Raw genomic sequence first — 20,737 nt, 5'->3', positions numbered from 1 at the left:
ATGGTACTGGAACAAAAACGGGAATTGTTTCGTTCCATTCTGGGTGAAGGAGATACAACGTGCGAATCACGAAGTCTCACCGCCGCGGAAATTTTCGGTTTGTTTGATCTGAAACAGAAAAAAGGGGATGTAACAAAGAAAATTGCACCCCAGATTCCACAAAAACCGGCCGCCTGATTTTTGATCTTGGATGTTGTATCAGAGGTTCATCATCAGTGGACTTGACGCCATGGAGCCTGTTTCATCTGTGACATTGATGAACCAGATGGTCGTGTTTTCGGGCGGAGCAGTGCCAGAAATATTTCTTCCCTCTATCTGCAACGGAATGGACTTCCATTTTCTTTCCGGGTTTGGACCTTCGTCAGTCGTATAGATTAGATCTGCAGATTTGACTTTTTTAGGGGTGTGCTGTAAAGCTGCTGTTTCGCCTGGCACCGGGATCGCTAATTTAGCAGTTACCAGTTTGTCTTTGATTGCAGGGTTTTGAACAAGGGGCAAAGGCGCCGCATTATTGAGTTTCTCACTGATAAAGTCTGAAATCTCCTTTGGAGCCCAACCAGCCGGATGGCTGTGTCGCATATTGACTTCAATACGAATATTACGATATGTGGTTTCAGGAACCGCTTGATAGCTTCGCTGGTAAGCACTGAGCCAGTAAGCAAAATCATTTGTGCCGTTCACAAAGAAAATGGGTACTTGCATCGCAGGCAGATATTGACCGGGATCGTAGAGTTGCATCCAACGCCTGGCATCAGCTGGAGGTAATTGATTGATCGCTTTTCCAAAAACGGAATGATTGTTGAGAAAACCGCAACCGTAAACGGGAACAGCGGCATCAAAGCGATTATCAAGCCCGGCGACGATGCAGGTCAGATAGCCACCCCATGAGATGCCTGTGACGGCAGAACGATCTTGATCCACTTCGGGAAACGATCTTATTAGAGAGTGTGCCAGAATGGCATTCGCCGGTGCGTGATAACACCAGTGTTCTGATTTGTCTGATTTGATTGCTTCAAACTTTTCAACATGCGATTGATTTGGCCCACCTTCCATAAGTCGTATTCTGTTTTTTCGATCATGCGGATTTTTCCCATCAATGGGCCGTGAGCCAGCCAGATCCATGGCAATGGCCGCATAGCCATTATTTACCCATAACTCGACCCACTCGCGAAAGGCGGTTCCCCCTCCACCATGGATGAGCACGACACTGGCAAACCGAGGTCGTTTTGCGCCTGGTGTCTTGGGCAAATCAGGAAATCCATAATAGGCAAATACTTTTGTCGGTTTTCCTCGATAGTCCAGACCCTGATAGAATAGAGATTTAATGGGCGATTTTTCATCGATCCATTCAAATTGAGGAGCTTTGCTGAGTACCTTTAAATCCCAGGGAGTCGTTTTGGGAAGTCGTGGATTCGGTGTAATCAGGTCTTCTGCCTGCAAGTAACCAGGGGCCAGCAGACAAAGAATGAATAGAGTCAAATAAGACTTGATACTTCGAACCAGATTCATAGCAGTAACCACCGTCTTTCAAGGCAAAAAATTGGAATGAACGGCAATTATCTGCAATTGAAACAGGGTTCGCAATGGATGGGAGATTTCTGACTCTTACAATTTATGATTAAAAGAGCAGACGATAGAGGGCAGAACAAAATACGATTGCAATGGTAATGACAGAACCCATGATACTGACACAGACAGCAGCAGTACCTGCTTTGAACGTGTTCTGTGATTCCGCTGGTAAATGACTTCCGATGAGATTCCAGATGGACTTCAAAACCTGATTGAACATCTGGGCGCTCAATACCGTTGTCATAGCCAGAATAATAATTGCCCAGTGCGTTGCTGATAATCCCAGCAACATTGCCGCGGCGATGACAGCGCTTCCCGAAAAAAAGTGAATGAAGAAAGTACTATCGAGGCGAATTCCGAAAGTGATCCCGCGTTCGGCGTCAACCAGACGTTGTCTCCACTCGGGTCGTAGCTTTTCTGAAACGACGCGCGCTGTGGAATTTTTCGGGCGTTTTTTTACTTCAGTATCCTGTGATTTAATCACCGTCGATAGTCCTGTTATTGAGTAGCATTACCGAATAGAGAGGAGAAATTACCGGGCCCGGTGCCGAAGTTCCCAAAGCGTGGCATAATCGTTAAACCGATTCCGGCATTACCAGTACTTTGATCATAGGTCATTCCCAGGCTCATGAGGAAGTCGGCTCCGGTTCGTGTGAGCGAAAGGGTTTGGCCACGATTAATGTGTTCTCCCAGGTCATAGGCAGTGCTGATCCCAGCACTCCACTTTTGACTCATGGTATAAAACAGACTGGCAGAGATAATTTGACTGTCGAGGCCGCCGCCCCCTTTTATCTGCTGCAATGCCACATTGGCTGACAAACGATTGGTACGCTGGCTGGTGAGAGAAATATCCCAAAGTTCCTGCCCGCCATCGAATAAATCATAATAGGCATTCGCAGCCATCGTTGTTCGGTCCCCAAGAAACCATTGGTAATGTCCACCGATCAATCCAATATCTTCGCCAAAGTTATCTCGCTGTGCATCGGGAAAATAGGATGCCTCAAGGTCTAATGTCATCCAGTCTTTAATTCGCAACTGATCGGGAGGACCTGTTTTAGTTTGCAGGCGATGGCGCCAGGCTAATCTTAGCACTTGTTGATCATCAACTAATTCATAATAAGGGTCAGTCACACCGCGACCTGCCCCGGTTCGAACGGCATAAAATCGGGGATCGAACTGAGGTGGTAATACACCTCCAAAGGTGTTGATCACCAGTCTTTGCCGGAATCGCTCTTGCGCATTGTCATCAAATTCATTGTATTGTGCGATGTTAGTCAGACTTTCACTGGAATCGCTGAAAGAGTAATCTGCTTCCAACGCCATTTTATGTGCCAGACCATTCAGGTTAAAAAATGAATTGTAAACATCTGGGAAAATACGCTCAAAGAGAATGCTGCTACGTACACCCGCTGATCCATAGTACCGGTCAATTTTCTGTTGCTGGAGCCCTTGTTCCCAGTAAGCCGCTTCCCCCATGACATACGGGGTTAATTTTATCGGGCCAAGATTAAACGGCGCTTCCAGTTGATGCCGCGTCATTGCGACCACGCCTTGCGAATCGGCGATGAAAGGCAGTGGCGTAAAAACATCTTGTGCAGGGTTGTAAGGCGGGGCTCCGGGTTTCAGTTTTCCATATCCAACAGAAGAATGCGAAGTCCAGCTCAATAAATTCCCAAACAAAGGTTCGCCCAGCAGGAACAGGTCTGCTTTGGGAAGCCAGTCTGTCGTATTCGAAAAATCATTCAAGCGGGTTCTGCCCAGAACCGACCAGGACCAGTTTTCCTGCTGTTGCTTAAGGTGCAGCAAAGTTTCCACATCTTTGCCATTATCGAAATCAGTTTCAAAATATTCTTCCTGAAAGTTTCGGTCAGAGAGCAGGCCACCCTCTCCCGTCAGAGTCATTCCGAATGGAGATTCCTGTCTGTGTTGTAGATTCAGAAAATATCGATCTCTGGTAGAAGGGACCAATGCCCTACGATCCTGACCGAGGTTATCAGTCCCGCTATCGTGAATATAAAACATTTTCCCATTGCCACTGAAAATATTATCGAAGCCGAGCATGTTGGAACCTTCATAAGTTCCCGATTGTCCAATTCCGACTCCACGGTAGGAGTAGTAGTCCAGTTGACCTTCCCACTTAGTTCCCGGTTGACGTTCGAGCCCCAGCAGCTTGAACATATCCCATTCAGTTTCCACCTGGAATCCAAAGATGCGGTCGTTGCCAAATCGTAATCCAGTGATCGGAAAATAAATATCTTCTGCCGGACTGGTAACGTAAGGTAGATATAGAAGAGGAACGTTCCCAATCTGGAATGTATTATTGGAACTCGTCATCCACGCACGTTTTTGGGGAACGGGCTGACCAGTGAGCGGGTCCAGTTCATTTGAGCCTGCCCCAAGCCACGGTGTGGAATACCGATCTTCAATGAAGATATCAGAAGATTGAATTCGATAGCCGGGTTTTCCAAATTGGCTACCCGTGGCCCAGGCATTTTGTGCGAGATATGCACCTTTCGATAATTGACGGATTTGGCTGGCCTGGACGCGGATGTTTTCTCCCAGTGCAGGAAGGTGCGTTTTGAGTTCAGCGTCCAGCAAAACTCCTCTTTCTTCGCGGGCATCATAAAAGGCACGATTGGCTTTGAGGTAGTACGAACCTTGTCGGATTTCGATATTACCTTCGAGATAAATTTCGAAAGGAGTTTCTTTTGACTGACGGATTTCAGAATTAAAGTTTTGTGTATTCCGTCCGTCAGTCCAGATAATGATGCGATCTGCGGACATATCAACCACGTCCAAACCTTCGACACCATCGATTAACAGGTTGATGCCTCCAGTGATAACCCAGATTTGTTCGGGAGGAACTGTATGTGTTGAGGGAAAACTTTGAACGTTGTAAGGGACGGCACTGCGTGGAAAAAGGCGGATTCTGCGAAAATCACCCATCGGCTCCGGGGTCGGCGCGAGGTTCAATTTCGGGCCTTCCAATGGAGGCTTTTCGACTATAAATTGTGCTCGTTTTAATTGATGATCGTGGGGAATACCACGTCTTTGGGTAGCTCGCATTAGAAAGGGATCATCAGCAGATACAGTTCGGATAGACGGCCGCCTGATCTTGACTTGCATCCCTTTTTGAGTAACCAGATTGACTAGTAAACTGTTTTCGTTCTTTGATTCTCCCGGGAGGTCGACTCGGACTTCTCCTTCAAGATAAACGGAAATTCGCTCTGTCTTTCTGGTTTTACGATGCCAAATGACCATCTGTCGCGCGCTGAGAACGGCATCGCCTTGTTTTATCCGACAGTTGCCTTTCAGAAGTGAGACCTCTACAAAGTTTTCTTCCCATTGTTGAGAGTATTCGGCAGAAACTTCTATCGGTTCTTCTTCGGATGGTTCGTATTCTAATTCCTCATAAGAGGCTTTGGGAGCACCGAAGAAGCTGGTTTGTGCAGGCGCATCTGTCAACATGCCGCCAAGCATTGTTGATAAAACAATGGCTTGCCAGATGGTGCGCGAAACATACCGAGAGACGGAATTAATCTCGCCCGACACGGGCACTCCTGAAGTGATAACCGGGTAGGTCAATCTTCTGATGAAGGGGATATGATCTGAATGGAATATCCTCCGTTGTTGAGGTCACAACACATAGAGGATTACGGATTGAGGTTGGCAGGCACTAACTTCGTCTGCTGAACCAAGATAAATGGGCGCGGATTATAGGCCGATTTCTTGAAGAGTGTCAAGAACAGTTAGTGGGTAGAATCGAGCAGTACTCGCATTGTAAAGTAATTCTCTATAATATGTTACGTTGATCATTAGCATCGCGGTTTACGGTACTGCCGAATTTGAAAAATCGACTGAGTTGAGACCAACCGTAAACACTTAAAAGAGCAATCGCCGGCACGAGGGGAGCCCGCATTCTCATGTTGGTCCAGTAAAAGAGATGGACCACCGTAAAACTCAAAATCAGCCAGATGAATGGTTCCCACTTTTGCTCTCTGTTCCAGACTACCAGGAAAGTTCCGCAAATACAGCCAATAAGAATCACTGAGTAATATCCGGCGATACTCCAGTCGACCAACGGTGTCGAAAGGAGGGCGGAGCTGGTAAGCGGGGATAGATTCCAAAGCCTTTTGAATCGAAGAATGCACGCCGATACAAAGAGCTCTGGCTGCTCCGCGATATTGTTTTTTGCCCTCTGGTACATCCAGCGGTCTCGTTCCTGTTCTGTTTCGAGGGGGGGGACCTGACGTGAAATTTGATCTTCCAGATTTTTTTGCCAGTCACTGAGACTTTCTCCTGACCAGACTGTACCCCAGGGTTTTTGGACAACATCTTCATAAAAGACAGGATTATTTCCCAAAAGCAATGTATAACCGCCGTGTGTTGTTGAAAGAATCGGTGCATGAAATACAACCAGATTTCGAATGAACCATGGGGAAACGGCTAGCATAATACCAGTAGCCAGATACATTACAGGACTCCATTTTCGTTCCTTCATCGATTCGGATTTGCGATTGTGCAGTTTGAATATAAGCGAAGCGGTAAATCGGACCACTAGCCAGATTCCCAAAAAGGCGAGATAGGTCGGACGGCACAGGATAGCCAGGCCCCAGACGACGCCGGTCCAGAAGAACAGGGGAGGAATCACTTGCTTTTCGCCAGACACGCTTTTTATCGACAAACTGGTCACCAGCAGATAGAGCAACAGAATCGTGAGAAAAGCAGCGAGCACTTCCGTCATGGGGTAAGTCGTATATTGCAGCAGAATCGGGTCCGTCGCAACAATGGCAGCAGCGACGAGCGCGGCCCATTGCATTTGAAGACGTTTTCCTGTCTGCCAGGTCAGCCAGACGGTGAGAATTCCCAGAATAATTTGAACAATGCCAATGCCGAGGGGAGCCGCGTTGAGAAAGTAAAGTACGGATAACAAAGCAGGATAAAGGGGGGGGCGAAACGCCGTTGGCTGGATCTCATTTGGATCAGGGGTGGATGAATAACCATGACCCATCGCCATATTCCCGGCAATCGCGAGATAGGCGTCTCGATCCTGCTGTAACTGATCAGTCTGTAAATAGACCAGAGCAATTCGGAGTCCACCAGCCAGAATGAGAATCAGCAGCAAAATTAAATGTGAGCGGCTTGTTTGAGTCACAGAATCGTATCCGTACAGTTCAGAAAGGGAAGATTTTTAAAGTATGCAGCTCCGAGAGAGAAGAAACAAGGGGAGGGTTTGATCGGTTTTTAATGATTTCTCAAGATAGAATGTAAGGCCACCTCGTAAAAAATGTCTCCTCAGAGATGAAATCGCATTTCTACTAAGATATAGTCCGAGATGACAGATTCGCTGTAGCTGAGGGCTTGAACACTTTCAGCAACACAGTAATGCATTCAATCTTATCATATAATTTGCTTTCGGCAGCAGGATACGGTCTTTCCTTATGAGTAGTCACCCGCGGCGATGGCTTGAATCATTGGTAGATCGTCTCTACAAACTGCGATGGATTCTATTGCTGATTTCCCTGATTTTTACAGGGCTTGCCGTCTTTCCGGCTTCTCAGCTCTCATTTGAACAATCAATTGAATCCCTCTACGCCAAAGATGACCCGCACCTGTTGGATTATCTGGAGAGTAAATCATTATTCGGAGGCGATGAACTTGTCTTCGTCGCTTATACATCTCCCAATTTATTAGAACAGGAAGAGCTGGATAAAGTCCGTGAGTTTTCTCAGGAATTAAGCAAAGTACCGGGCTTGAATACCGAAGTAACTCAAAATCTGGCTGATGCACTTTCGCCTCCCCAGTTGAACTTTTTTCTCCGTGCCCTCGTTCGACGCAAAAAAGATGAATTAACGGAACTCTTTCGAGGAGTTTTGATTGGTGAAGACTCGCAAACCACAGCTATTGTTCTGAGATTATTACCTGAAGAAGGATCTCCCATTCCTCGAGCAGAAACTTTTCGGCGGATTCGCAATTTAGCGAAAGCACATACGCCGAGGGCTTATGTTGTCGGTGAACCTGTGCAAGTACATGATATGTTTCGGTATGTAGAGGAAGATGGAGATGTACTTTTTAAAGTTTCACTCAGTTTGCTGGCTTTGGTTCTGTTTCTTTTATTCCGACGATTACACTGGGTCATGCTGCCCTTATTAGTCGTGATCTGTTCTATTTTGTGGACGGAAGCAATTTTGGTATTGGGGAATTTTCAATTGAGTATGGTTAGTTCCATGCTGAATTCCCTGGTGACAATTATCGGTATTGCGACAGTCGCACATGTTGCCGTCCACTTTCAGGAATTGCAGCGTAGTAACATCTCACGTCCTCGTGCCATTCGTCAGACAATGGTCGAATTATTACCGGCAATTTTCTGGACTTGTGCCACGACGGCTGCCGGTTTCACATCGTTGCTTTCAAGTGAAATTGCTCCGGTCAGAAGTTTTGGAATTATGATGGCCATCGGTACGATGATGGTGCTCGTGGCGGCAACCGTTTTGCTTCCGGGGGGTATCTCGCTAGGTTATCTGAGTGCACCACGCAAACATTCTTCGGAACGCGGCCTTGAGCGATACCTGAAAAAAATCTGTATCGGCACAGAACAATATCCCAAAATATTATTAGGAGTATCTACACTATTTGTTCTACTGGCGGGATGTGGATTCTATCGTTTGGAGGTGGAAACGGATTTCAGTAAGAACTTTCGAGAGTCGAGTGATATCGTGAAAGCACTCGATTTTGTCGAGACACGACTAGGAGGCGCCTCGACCATGGAAGTGAATTTTCCGGCTCCTCCCCAGTTAGATGAAACCTATCTCGATCGCGTTCGTGCTTTGGCAGATGAGCTACGACAGATTAACCCGCGGCAACTGACTAAGGTGATTGCTCTCACTGAAACACTTGATTTCCTGCCAAAAATTCCTTTCGCCTCTGATCCTTTGAAGTCGAAGATGGATCAAATTAAACTGATACAACCCGATTTTGTGAGCAGTCTTTACAATCCTGAAAAAGGACGCATGCGCATTTATTTACGGGCGATAGAACGACAGTCTGCAGAAGAAAAGTTGTCATTGATTCACAAAATTAGTGCATTGGGAAAGAAGCATTTTCCCGGCTCTGACTTGGTGCAGACTGCAGATGATTCGAATGAGAAACCTGCGGAACCGGGCAAAGCGGCCGGAATATTTATCTTACTGGCATATCTAATAGACAGCCTGCTCAAAGATCAGTTAGTCAGCTTTCTCTTAGCAGGTGCCAGTATTCTGTCAATGATGACCATTGCCTTTCGCAGTCTAAAAATGGGGCTGATTTCCATGGTCCCCAATTTGTTTCCCATCGTATTAGTGATAGGTACCATGGGCTGGTTTGGACTACCTTTAAATATTGGCACAGCGATGATAGCCAGTGTTTCAATGGGGCTGACAACTGATTCCAGTATTCACTTCATCACCGGTTTTTTGAGAGAACGTTCGCGTGGTGCTTCGATTACTGATGCATTGAGAAGAACGCACCAGAGTGTCGGACGTGCCATCATCTTTGCAACGTGTGCTTTGGTGGCTGGGTTCAGTGTGCTTACTTTATCACACTTCATTCCACTGATTTATTTTGGCGCACTCGTCAGCGTAGCTATGATCGGTGGTATGTTAGGATCTCTGATTTTGCTGCCGATCCTGTTACGGCTATTTTATACCGACAAAATAAAATCAACTTCGTAATGGCAGCGGTTTGTATTTCCGTGTATCCATACCAACATAACGTGATGAGGGCTGATACAGATGGTTGTTCTCTGATTGCTCTATGATGTGCGCCACCCAACCGACCAGTCTGGAAACAGTAAAAATCGGTGTGAACAGTTCCGGTTCAAATCCAAGATAATGCAGCAAGCGACTTGTATGCCATTCGACACGCGGATGAACCTTTTGGACCTTTGCCATAATTTCTTCGATGGTATCGGCGGCGGCTTCCATTTCAGTCAGTCCCAGGGCATCGGCTAACTGAGAACAGTACTCTTTGAGAACCGCCGAACGTGGGTCTTGCGGCTTGTGATGTGAACTCTCAAACCCAAGCACTCTTTTGCCTTTGGTGATTTCTTGACAAACCCAGTCCTCCACATTTCCGGAATAAAGTGCTTCCTGCAAAGCATCCAGAACTCCAATGCCAGAACTGCAATGTAATTGTCCATTGATCGAACCGACTGCAGAACAGACGGCTGAATAGAGCGGGCTACCTGTGGATGCCACGACACGCGCTGCAAATGTGGAAGGGGCCAACCCGTAGTCGGCATAGGTAATCAAAGCGGCATTAAAGGCTTCTTCTTCCAGTTGAGAAGGTTCGTCGCCTTTCAACATATGCCAAAAACTACCTGCATAGGAATGATGGAAATTCGGTCTCACTCCATGCGAACCATTTACCTGATGATAACGGTACGATATGAGTTGTGGCAGCATGGCCAGCAGATATTGTGCATTGGCAAATTCGGACATGAACATGCCATATTCCATTTGTGGATCGAAGTGTGCTAACAGGCTGACGCCAGTACGAATGACTTCCATCATTTCAATATGAGGAGGAATCGAATCGATGACCGCAATCACTGGTTGCGGGAGTTGGCCAGTTTCGATCAATAAAGTTTGAAAATCTGCCAATTGTTCGTGGCTGGGAAGTTCGCCATGTAGCAGCAGGTAGGCAACTTCAATAAATAACGCTTCTCGGGCCAATTCCTCTATGGGATAGCCTCGATAGGTTAAAGATCCCTGTATCTGGGAAATTTCCGTCTCTGATGCAACAATCCCGGATAAACCGGGGCGATAAGGGTGACGTTCCATGTCTTTAACCTTCCGCTCTTCCTGAATAGGTAAATTATAGGCAGTCCGTTTAATCCTCAGTATAACTGAATTCCAAAAGAGAATCGACACACGTTGTAGGACGATTTTTCGAAGAATAGTGAAATAATTTTTAGGTATAGTGTCTTAGTTGACATCACTTTCTTCCTTATGCATCTACAGACGAATGCAAATTCAGGAATCATCATCATTCGAAATAAGACGACCTGCGCCCTCATCGAGCAATTTTTTCGCGGCTTTAATACCAATTTCTGTTGCGTCTTTGAATAAACCAGTGGCTGAGGCGCTGATCAGTTCTTGTCCATCATCACTCAGGACGACCGCCTCCAGATGCACCTCAGTTTTTTCAATATGAGTTAGAATTCCAATCGGAGCGTGGCAGCCAGCCCGTAGAAAAGCCAGCAGACTGCGTTCAGCTGTAGTAGCCGCTTTCGTGGGGATGTGAGAAATTTCGTTTAACAGAGAGCAGGTTTCATTGTCATCATCTCGACATTCAATGCCCAGCGCTCCTTGGCCGACTGCAGGATAGACTTCGGGTGGAGTCAGTAGCAAAGAAGTGCGATGTTTCAGAAGGTCCAGTCGAACCATGCCGGCTTCTGCCAGACAAAGGGCATCGTATTCGCCGGCATCGAGTTTTTTCAGACGCGTTTCGACGTTGCCGCGGACCTCCTGCATTTGCAGATCAGCGCGTTGATGTAGCAGTTGTGCGCGGCGGCGTAAACTGCCGGTGCCAATTCGTGAATCAGGCGGCAATTCGGAGAGACTGCTTACCGATGCCGTGCCCATAGGAAAAATCAGCACATCATACAGCGGGCCTCGTTCCGGGATGCCCGCCAGTCGCAACCCTGGTGCTTGTTCGGTTGGCAAATCTTTCAGACTATGTACAGCAAGATCGGCGCGGCCATCGAGAACTGCTTTCTGTACTTCTCTTGTAAAAACACCCAATCCTCCAAATTCAGACAGCGGTGAAGTCAGATCGCGGTCTCCCTCTGAAGTGATATGGACAATTTCGATTGCGCGTTCGCTTGACTGGCTTTTCAGCAAGTCAGCTACATAATGCGCCTGCCAGAGTGCCAGACGGCTGGCACGCGTTGCAATTCGCAAGGGACGTTCTTGAGACGTCTGGTTCATCAATGACTTTCTTAATTGCCTGAAGATTATAAATCAAGTGATTCAATCAGTGCGAGAACAACGTCAGATCATTTTGTTTCCGGCGGCTGTTCCTGATTCTCTGATGGATCCGTTTCTGGTTTTTCCGTTTGTGTTTCACTTGTAGTCGACTCACTCTCGATGGTTGACGCGAGCGGTCCAGATTCCGGTGGTACAATTTGAACATTAAAACCGGCCAGATTGCGGTCACCAAGAAGTCGTTTGCCCAGTTCTTCACGAAGCAATTCGTCGGTTACTCGTTGCTGGGGAGGTACAAGTACGCCACAGGAAAGGCAGAACTGAAACGCTTGGTCGACTGTAATATTCAGATCGACAATTTCACTTTTCGGAATACTCATGGTATATCCGGTAACCGGCATTGGTGAAGTCGGAATCAGGATCGCGACCAAAGGCTCTCCCGCGGTAACTGTCATCTCCAGCATGCTGTCGCCGGTTACGAATCCTAGAGACCAGATACCCCGTCGGGGATATTCCACTGCCACCACGCGGCTGTAATTAACGGTCCGTTCGCTAAAGAAAAAGTCTGTTACCTGTTTCACGGATGAGTACACATTACTGACAACTGGTAGGCGTGCAAGCACACCCTGCTCGAATTTGAGCACCATCCACGAGCCAACCCGCGCAGTGACAAATCGTCCCAGAAAATACAATGCAACAATGGTTAAAGCGACAGCAACGGCACTTAATTGAAACAGACTTTTAAACCAGCGTGTTGTTGCCAGTTCCATATATAACCCGATTGCCGTTGTAGGCATATCGGAAGCTCTGATTCGTTTGGCAACTTCACGGTAATCCGAGTAAGGGACAGCCCGATCTCCAAAAGGAACCCAGGCAAAAGACATCACCATATTTTGAGTCGCTCTTTTACCAGAATTCTTTTCCAAAGTATTTAGTTCTGGAACTTTTGATTTACTAATCAAATAGTCTTTCCTGCAATACTCGAGTGATGGCAGATTCTCTAACTGTACGAAACTGTCTCGAGGTTGAGAGGCGTCCATGAAATAAGCGAACGAATAGCGGACGGTGGTCGTTGTGGGAACGATGATATAACTGTTTATCATTCCCGCGACCCAGATCACAATGACCAAAGTTAGAATCGGTGGCAGGCTAATTGCCAGCCCTCTCAGAAAAAAACGATGAGTTGTGCTGATGGCTTTCTTCTCCGACTTCTTTTTGGGTTTCTCATTCGGAGGTTGAGTTGTACTCGAATCCATCGGAGTACTAGCCTTGTCTATTGTATCCATAAAAACGGCAACCGCATTTTATGGAGAATCTATATTGATAAATCATACGCCTGGTGCTCTGGCAACCACTGCAACATTCACTTCACTGGCACCTGCGTCAAGTAGCACTCGCGTTGCTGCATTGGCGGTTGATCCGGTCGTCATTACATCGTCAACAAGTAATATCTTTTGTCCGACTATCTGTTTACATCTGCGTATTGCAAATGCGTCCCGTAAATTTTTTCTCCTGTTTGAGAGTGTCAAACTGGTTTGAGCCGGTGTCCTTTTTCGTTTGGCGAGTATATTCCCGAAGTATTTTGCTTGCAAGCGGTGTGACAGAGCCTCTGCAATGATACTGGCAGGATTATGCGAACGAAGCAACCGGGCTGTCCAATGTAAGGGCACCGGAATGATCAAATCAGGGGCTAATTTCTCGAAGGTTTCTTGATTTCGGTAATAAAGCAGGCCTCCCAGACTCCCTCCTAAATAAGCTCCATGGTTTTGTTTCAGATTCAGAATTAATTGGCGTAAGGCACCCTGATATTTTCCCAAAGCAACCGCGCGGGTAAATAAAAAACGTTCGTTTTGACAATAACTGCAGCCAGCTGACGTATCCAGATGTGGTCCAACAGGTGCACCACAGAGATCACACGACTGTTCTACCTCCGGCGCAATTCGTTCGATCTGAAGACCACAGTTACTTCCCGAACAAATCTGGGAGATGCCACACAGAGAGCAACGGGGAGGATAGACGAAATTTCTTCCCGCTTGTAGCCAGTACCTCGACTGGATTTGAATCTGTTGAATCCCTAAATATTTCATGATTTCACAGAGTCACCACTAGGATCACAGCTTAATTTCGGTATCCTCACATACTATGTCAGGGCCTTCAGGAAATACAGACACATATTTCAGACCTGGGCTGTTTTCTTAAAACAATTTTTGTCAGGATAAATCATTGGGAGCCCCATTCGCAGAAGTTGTCATTATCGGAGGTGGGCTGGCTGGATTGGCCTGTGCGGTGACGCTCTCGGATCGAGGAATACCCGTCTCCTTGTACGAATCGCGTTCCAGACTGGGAGGCAGGGCCAGTTCATTTGAAGACAAACAAACACAGCATTTGATTGATAATTGTCAGCATGTCAGCATGGGCTGCTGCGATGAATTTAATCGATTTTGTGAAATGACAGGAATCGCACCATACTTTCGCAGAGAAAAACACCTCTATTTCGTCGGCCCCAATAATTCCAGATCAAACCGGGCCGATGGGCAGTTCAAAATCAATGTCTTTTCCGCGAGCTCGTTTCTGCCCACTCCCTTACATTTACTGCCAGCCTTTGGTGGGCTCTCGTATTTATCATTTTCCGAAAAAATTGAATTGGCACAGGGTTTAAAAAAACTGGCACGGATGTCAATTGATTTAGACCAGGAACCAACGATGGCTCAATGGTTGGTCGATCAGAGACAGTCTCAAAATGTCATCAATCGATTCTGGAATGTGGTTCTGGTCAGTGCGTTAAGCGAAAGCCTGAAACGCATTAGCCTGTCTCATGCGCAAAAAGTTTTTGTCGATGGTTTTTTAAGAGCCCGTGATCATTGGCAGGTAATAATTCCTACCGTGCCACTCGAACAGTTATATGGCGCTGTAATTCTGAAACGTCTCGAAAAGCAACAGGCAAAAGTCCACCTGCAAACCGGTGTGAATCGTGTCCAGATTTCTGACGGAAAAGTGACCGGCGTGATCTTACGGAATGGACAGGAAATCGCCTGTGATCGCGTCGTTTTAGCAGTTCCCCACCAACGCGTGCTATCAATGTTACCCGACGAATTTCCCGGGCGGGAATCTCTATCAAAAATTGAACAGATCGAGTCTGCCCCTATTACCAGCGTGCATCTCTGGTTCGATCGGGAAATCACCGAACTACCACACGCCGTCTTTGTTGACTGTCTCTCACAATGGATGTTCAATCGCAGCCGATTGATGCAACATGCTTCAGAAGAAGGGTTTTATTATCAGATTGTAATTTCCGCCAGCCACAGTTTGACCGGTGCAGCAAGGCAGGGACGCACACAGGACGAGATCATAGCGGAAGTCATCGAGGACTTAACACGCATCTGGCCGGAGACGCGAAATGCTCATCTGAATCATAGTCGGATGCTCACAGAACATCAGGCCGTCTTCTCTGTCAAACCGGGTATTGAACGTTTACGCCCTTCACAAAGAACAGATGTCACCGGTCTCTATCTTGCTGGAGACTGGACCGCCACAGGTTGGCCTGCCACCATGGAAGGAGCGGTTCGCAGCGGACTCAAGGCAGTCGAGTTTCTATTAGAAGACCTGCAACAACCGGAATCTTTATTTTTACCTCCGAGTAAGACGAGTATTCTATCCAAAATTCTATTCAGACTGTAAACTCTCAGACATGTTTCATATGGCGTTCTCAAACATTGATTTGTCAAAACCAAACAGGTTTGCCAAGGTACGGGCTCTGCGCGTTATTGGCCTGCTGTTTGGATTTACGATATTTGGTACTGTAGGAATACACCTCCTTGAAGGAATATCTTGGTTAGATAGCCTGTTCTTTATTGTCATCACTGCAACGACTGTAGGTTATGAATTACTGCCCCAATTGAGCGACAAAGGCAAGATTTTTATCATCTTCTATCTCATATTTGGTTTGGGGATTTTTACGTATAGTGTTTCACTGCTCGGGCAATGGATTGTTCGTCAACAAATGAGTTCGATGTTGGAGAAGCGACGCATGGAGAAAACAATCTCGAATTTAGATGGCCATTTCATCGTGTGTGGCATTGGTCGCATGGGGCAATCCATTTGTGAATACCTCCATGAAAGAGAAAAATCATTCGTCGTGATTGACAGCAATGAAGAGCATTTACAGGCTGTCTGTGGTGAAAAAGGCTGGTATTATATTCATGGCGATGCCACCGATGATTTCATACTGCAGAATGCCGGCATCGACCGTGCCAAGTCTCTGGCTACTGCCTTGCCCAGTGATGCTGCCAATGTTTATGTAGTACTGACAGCCCGCATGTTGAATCCCGAATTTCAAATCATCGCACGCGCCAGTGATGATAAAGCCGGAGAAAAAATCAAACATGCAGGTGCCAACCGAGTAGTCAGCCCATTTCGCAGTGGAGCAGTCAAGATTGCCCGATTCATGATACACCCTGCCGTGGAAGATTTAGTCGAAGTCGCCAGTAAAAACATCGGCGGTTTTGAAGTTGCTGACTTACAGATCAATGAAGCGAATCCGTATTGTGGAAAAAAATTGAGCGAAACCGATTTCAGTAACAAAGGAATTATGATCGTCGGCATCTGCAAACCCGGACACGAACCGCAAATGCCGCCTCCCAGTACTACAATCATCAATGCCGGCGACAGCATTTATGCTCTCGGCTCTTCCACAATCATCAATCAACTTTTGGAAGATTTTAACGAATACTTCGAAGTGACCTCTTAAGTACACATCACACGTCAATATCATTCGCAAGTCACTCAATAAAAGAAGAAGTCTTGACGAAATCAGGAACTGATCTTGCCACACAAGAACAGGTAATCAATCTCGTACCGCCGCCCATTGATCATCCAGAATTTTCGGCGAAACTTTCAAAGCTGTTCCCAGTTTCTGGGCAAATAGTGACACGCGAAACTCTTCCAGCATCCAGCGAAATTTGATCAACTGTGGATCAATAATCTCTCGCTCATGATGTTGGCGGGCGCGTTGGGAATACAATTCGAAGTAACGTGAAATACTACGGATATTGTTGATATCACGTTTCAAACCAGTCCCTCCCAGTTTCCCTAGACGAAGTTCCATCCCCTGCAGATATCGTGGGAACTGTTGCAGCCAGGGGTAAGGCGTGCTCACCAGAAAGCGGTCGTTGATCATAGCCTTGAGTTGCGCTCGCATGTCATGCAAGGGTTCATTCCAGGCGGGTACTTTGGTTTTATTCAGAGTGATTTTAATCTTATGATACTGCTCGAACAGACCCGGCAACAAACTGGCCAGATCCTGAGCGGCCACTGGTATCAGGTTCCGCCATTCTTTTACAAACAGTTGATACTGTGCAGTGTTGCGAGGCAGTCGTTCTTTTTGACCAAACAGTGTTCGTTCCGCAAGTAGTTCGATCAACTGTTCGCGCAAATTGATCCCACCGATCGCGGTCGCGTACATTGACATGCGGTTCATATCGGGCAGATGTTCAATCTGTGTTTTCAGGCGTCTGTGTTCAGCAAGAACAAACAAGCGTCTCAAGCCAAACCGCGTTTCATAGGCCGCTCGTTCGGGGGCATCACGTAAGCAGAGCGCCACCGATGTCCCTTCATCAACTAAACTCGGAAAGCCGGTCAGTGAAAGATGATCATGTTGAATCTGCACTTCAGCCGGAAAATCACCAAATGTCCAATCGGTTAAACCTGTCTGGCTCCAATGCTCATCAGAGAGTGAACTAAAACTGTCTGCCGCTTTCGAGCCGTACTCCTGTCGCAACTCTGTCAGGTTCCGTTTGCTGGTGATTGCTGCGCCGCTTTGATCGAGCACACGAATATTCATCTGCAAATGATGAGGCAGCCGCTGCAATTCAAATAAATCGGCGGTAATTCGCTCCCCCGAAATTTGAGACAGCATTTCCGCGACCGTCTCCTCAAACGAACCTTTCCCGAATTCCAGTTTGCTGACCACCTGTTGCGCCGTCTCAGGTGCAGGCACCAGCAATCGACGAACCGACTTGGGCAGCGATTTAATCATCGCTGCCACTTTTTCTTCCAGCAGTCCCGGCACCAGCCAGCCCAGGCGTTGCGGCGAGAGTTGGTTCAGACTTTCCTGCGGAATTGAAACCGTGACCCCGTCTTCTTCAGCGCCGGGCTCCAAATGATATTCCAACGGAAATTGCATTTTCCCCAGGTTGATCGCGTTGGGAAATTCAGTTTCGTCAATCTCCTGAGAGTCTTCTTCGAAAAAATCTTCCAGTCGCATATTCAGCAGTGTCGGCGTTTTTCTGTTGGCGACTTTCCACCACTTCTTCAAGCTAACACCATCATAAACGTCCGTCGGAATCCGTTCATCGTAAAACGCAAATTGCTGTTCCTGGGAAGGGATCAAATCGTATCGCCGCGACTTGGCCTGCTGCTGTTCGAGATCGGAAAGCAGCTTCTGGTTATGCGACAGGAAATCAATCGTCAAATTGATGTCCCCTTCCACGAGTCCATATTGCAGCAATAAGGTCCGCGAATGTTCGGGATCGATTTTTCCATAATGCACGGGTCGCCGGGGAACAATCGTCAGCCCGAACAGCATGACCTTTTCTGTCGCTACAGCCGAAGCGGCGTCTCCATTCCAGCGAGGATCGCTCCAGCTCTTTTTCACCAGATGACCGGCAGTCGGCTCGATCCAGTTTGGCGAAATTTTTGCCACAGTCCGTGCATAACGCTTACTGGTTTCAATCAATTCCGCCGAAATAATCCACTTCGGCTTTTTCTCGAAGACTCCCGAGCCAGGCCAGAGGAAATACTTCTGCTGACCCGAACCCGTATATTCGTGGGTGTCCGACCGCATGGCGATGTTAGAGAGGAAACCGGGAAGCAGTGCGCGGTGGATGGATGCGGAATCATCTTTCCGCGGATGCGGCTTCAGCCCGGTTTCTTCGACCAGTTGTCGTAATTGTCGAAAGATATCCGCCCATTCCCGCAGCCGATTGTAAGACAGAAAACTTTGCACGCACGCTCTACGCAGGCGACTTTGCGACAAATCATCCTTCAGTTTATGATAAAAGTCCCACAGTTTCAGAAAGCTGAGAAAATCGGAATCGGGATCACGAAATTGCTCATGCGCTTCATCGGCGGCCTGCTGTTTATCAATCGGTCGCTCGCGCGGGTCCTGCAGTTCCAATGCAGCAGCGATGATCAAAATTTCGTGCAGACAATTTTCATCATGGGCCGCCAGAATCATACGGGCAATGCGTGGATCCACAGGCAGACGACTCAGTTGCCGACCAATGTCAGTCAGATTGTGCTGCTCGTCGATTGCTCCCAGTTCATACAGAGTATTATAACCATCGCGAATCGCAATCGGCTTGGGTGGATCGAGAAACGGAAACTCTTCAATTACCCCCAGTTTCATATTCAGCGTTTGTAAAATGACCGATGCCAGATTCGTACGCAAAATTTCGGGTGACGTGAATTCATCGCGGCTCTTGTAATCGGTTTCGCTATAAAGACGAATGCAAATCCCGGGCGCCACACGACCACAGCGACCGGCTCGCTGATTGGCGGACGCTTGCGAGACCGCCTCAATCGGCAACCGCTGCACTTGCGAACGACTACTATAACGGCTGATCCGTGCCAGACCTGTATCGATCACATACCGTATACCAGGCACCGTGATCGAAGATTCCGCAACATTGGTGGCGATCACAATCCGCCGATAAGAGGAGGGACGAAACACTTTATTCTGTTCCGCCATCGACAGCCGACCGTATAACGGCACAATTTCTGTCGACCGCGCACCATCATCCCCAATGATCGAGCGCCCCCGCAATAACTTGGCGGTCTCGCGGATGTCCCACTCTGTCGGCACAAAAATCAGAATGTCGCCATCATCAATGGCCGCCAGTTCGTTGACGGCATTCGCTAGCAACGATTGTTCGTCAGCCACGTTATCCTGTGACTTGGATTGTTTTTTTTCTGACGGTTTCGAATCCAATGGACGATAGCGAACTTCCACCGGATAAGTTCTGCCTGAAACATTCAGGATCGGCGCCGGTTTGTCGTTTGCAGCAAAATGTTCGCTAAACCGGTCGGCATCGATCGTAGCAGACGTGATGATCACGCGCAGGTCTTTGCGTCTAAGAATTAATCGTTTGAGTAAGCCCAGCAGAAAATCAATGTTCAATGAACGTTCGTGGGCTTCGTCAATAATGATCGTATCATACTGATTCAGGAAACCGTCGCTTTGTGTCTCTGCCAGCAAAATGCCGTCAGTCATCAATTTGATATACGTGTTGGGATTCGTCGTGTCGGTAAAACGAATTTTAAAGCCACATGCGGTTCCCTGTTCGCGACCCAACTCTTCGGAGATTCGCGCACAGACCGCACGGGCAGCGATCCGCCGAGGTTGCGTATGACCAATCAAACCACCAATACCGCGCCCCATCGAGAGTAGAAGTTTAGGAAGCTGAGTCGATTTTCCCGAACCCGTTTCCCCACAGACGATCACCACCTGATTCGCTTCGATGGTCTGCTTGATGGAATCCAACTCTTCATGAATCGGCAGGCTCTTGTCAAACGTAATCTTGGGGCACTGTTTCAATCGTGTCGCCCGACGTTCGAGCGATTTCTCTAACTCTTCACGCAGCCGCTTCAGACTTTTATCGAACGGCTTCTTGTTTTTCTGCGCCTGCCGAATCGACCGCAGCCGTTGTGAAAACCGAAACTGATCACCGGCCATCGCCTGCGAGATCAAAGCCGGCAGTTCCGACAGCGCAGCATTTGCGCTTTCACTGGAGGAACCAGCGTCAGCAGCGGCAGAATTAGAATCACCGGGGGACATTAGACAACATCGAAGAAAAAGAGACATACAAATAAAGAGAAATAAGGACCCGCATTATGAAACGAAAGTTCGGCAGCGTGAAGGCTGTCAGTAGATATTTGTCAGAATACCGGCTCGAACGGGGAAAAGAGTCGGTTTTGACGGCTGGCCGACATTTTTATTTTGATCACAAAGTTTTTCGAATTTTGGTCATGACCTGTTTTGTGTTTGGGATCCCGTTGGCGATTGGAATTGTTGCAAGAGTCATTGGCTGGTCTGTCAATCAGGTTCGGGATTGTTACAAAATTCTTGACGATAGTGCGAGCATAAACTGTATATAGGGTTCCTCTAATAATTCCTTGAAATCAAGGAATTAAGTATGGACGTGTTT

The 20,737-nt window shown here is 47.3% G+C and carries 12 protein-coding genes; 3 read left to right on the top strand and 9 right to left on the bottom strand.

Annotation, left to right across the window (positions count from 1 at the left end):
• Nucleotides 1-198: 198 nt before the first annotated feature.
• The 4 genes from Q0668_RS09885 to Q0668_RS09870 all read right to left on the bottom strand — a co-directional run bounded on the left by Q0668_RS09885 (nt 199) and on the right by Q0668_RS09870 (nt 6,724).
• On the bottom strand, nt 199-1,509 hold the full coding sequence (locus Q0668_RS09885; RefSeq protein ID WP_298863619.1) for an acetylxylan esterase: 1,311 nt from the start codon (nt 1,507-1,509) through the stop codon (nt 199-201).
• Nucleotides 1,510-1,618: 109 nt separating this feature from the next.
• Nucleotides 1,619-2,053 (bottom strand): diacylglycerol kinase, encoded by a 435-nt coding sequence (locus tag Q0668_RS09880; RefSeq protein WP_298863616.1) that lies wholly within the window; start codon nt 2,051-2,053, stop codon nt 1,619-1,621.
• A 14-nt stretch (nt 2,054-2,067) separates the two neighbouring features.
• Nucleotides 2,068-5,121: a hypothetical protein gene (locus Q0668_RS09875; RefSeq protein ID WP_298863613.1), complete on the bottom strand. Its 3,054-nt coding sequence runs from the start codon at nt 5,119-5,121 to the stop codon at nt 2,068-2,070.
• Between the two features lie 241 nt (nt 5,122-5,362).
• On the bottom strand, nt 5,363-6,724 hold the full coding sequence (locus Q0668_RS09870) for a glycosyltransferase family 39 protein (protein WP_298863610.1): 1,362 nt from the start codon (nt 6,722-6,724) through the stop codon (nt 5,363-5,365).
• A 286-nt stretch (nt 6,725-7,010) separates the two neighbouring features.
• Here Q0668_RS09870 and Q0668_RS09865 point away from each other — a divergent pair, with 286 nt between their 5' ends.
• Nucleotides 7,011-9,278: an MMPL family transporter gene (locus Q0668_RS09865; RefSeq protein ID WP_298863607.1), complete on the top strand. Its 2,268-nt coding sequence runs from the start codon at nt 7,011-7,013 to the stop codon at nt 9,276-9,278.
• Here Q0668_RS09865 and Q0668_RS09860 read toward each other — a convergent pair.
• From Q0668_RS09860 to Q0668_RS09845, 4 genes are all read right to left on the bottom strand, one after another.
• Nucleotides 9,267-10,388, bottom strand: a complete 1,122-nt coding sequence (locus Q0668_RS09860) for a citrate/2-methylcitrate synthase (RefSeq protein WP_298863604.1) — start codon at nt 10,386-10,388, stop codon at nt 9,267-9,269. The genes Q0668_RS09865 and Q0668_RS09860 overlap by 12 nt on opposite strands.
• A gap of 192 nt (nt 10,389-10,580) precedes the next feature.
• Complete coding sequence (hemC, locus tag Q0668_RS09855; RefSeq protein WP_298863602.1) at nt 10,581-11,537, bottom strand: hydroxymethylbilane synthase; 957 nt, start codon at nt 11,535-11,537, stop codon at nt 10,581-10,583.
• A 68-nt stretch (nt 11,538-11,605) separates the two neighbouring features.
• Entirely contained in the window at nt 11,606-12,790 is a 1,185-nt protein-coding gene (locus Q0668_RS09850) for a DUF502 domain-containing protein (protein WP_298863600.1), read from the bottom strand.
• A gap of 72 nt (nt 12,791-12,862) precedes the next feature.
• Nucleotides 12,863-13,621 (bottom strand): ComF family protein, encoded by a 759-nt coding sequence (locus Q0668_RS09845; RefSeq protein WP_298863597.1) that lies wholly within the window; start codon nt 13,619-13,621, stop codon nt 12,863-12,865.
• A gap of 136 nt (nt 13,622-13,757) precedes the next feature.
• On the opposite strand from Q0668_RS09845, the gene hpnE reads away from it, so the two are divergent.
• Together hpnE and Q0668_RS09835 are read left to right on the top strand one after the other, a co-directional pair.
• A complete protein-coding gene (gene hpnE, locus Q0668_RS09840) occupies nt 13,758-15,212 on the top strand; it encodes a hydroxysqualene dehydroxylase HpnE (protein ID WP_298863594.1) in 1,455 nt (484 codons plus the stop codon).
• Between the two features lie 19 nt (nt 15,213-15,231).
• Complete coding sequence (locus Q0668_RS09835; RefSeq protein WP_298863591.1) at nt 15,232-16,281, top strand: TrkA family potassium uptake protein; 1,050 nt, start codon at nt 15,232-15,234, stop codon at nt 16,279-16,281.
• Nucleotides 16,282-16,377: 96 nt separating this feature from the next.
• On the opposite strand, the gene hrpA is transcribed toward Q0668_RS09835, so the two are convergent.
• Nucleotides 16,378-20,367 carry an ATP-dependent RNA helicase HrpA gene (gene hrpA, locus Q0668_RS09830; protein ID WP_298863588.1) on the bottom strand — a complete coding sequence of 1,330 codons (3,990 nt, stop codon included), beginning with the start codon at nt 20,365-20,367 and terminating at the stop codon, nt 16,378-16,380.
• Nucleotides 20,368-20,737 lie beyond the last annotated feature (370 nt).

It is taken from the genome of uncultured Gimesia sp., assembly GCF_937910335.1.
Taxonomy (GTDB): Bacteria; Planctomycetota; Planctomycetia; order Planctomycetales; family Planctomycetaceae; genus Gimesia.
Note: the sequence above shows the minus strand (reverse complement) of the source record. Positions and strands in the feature narration are given on the sequence as shown.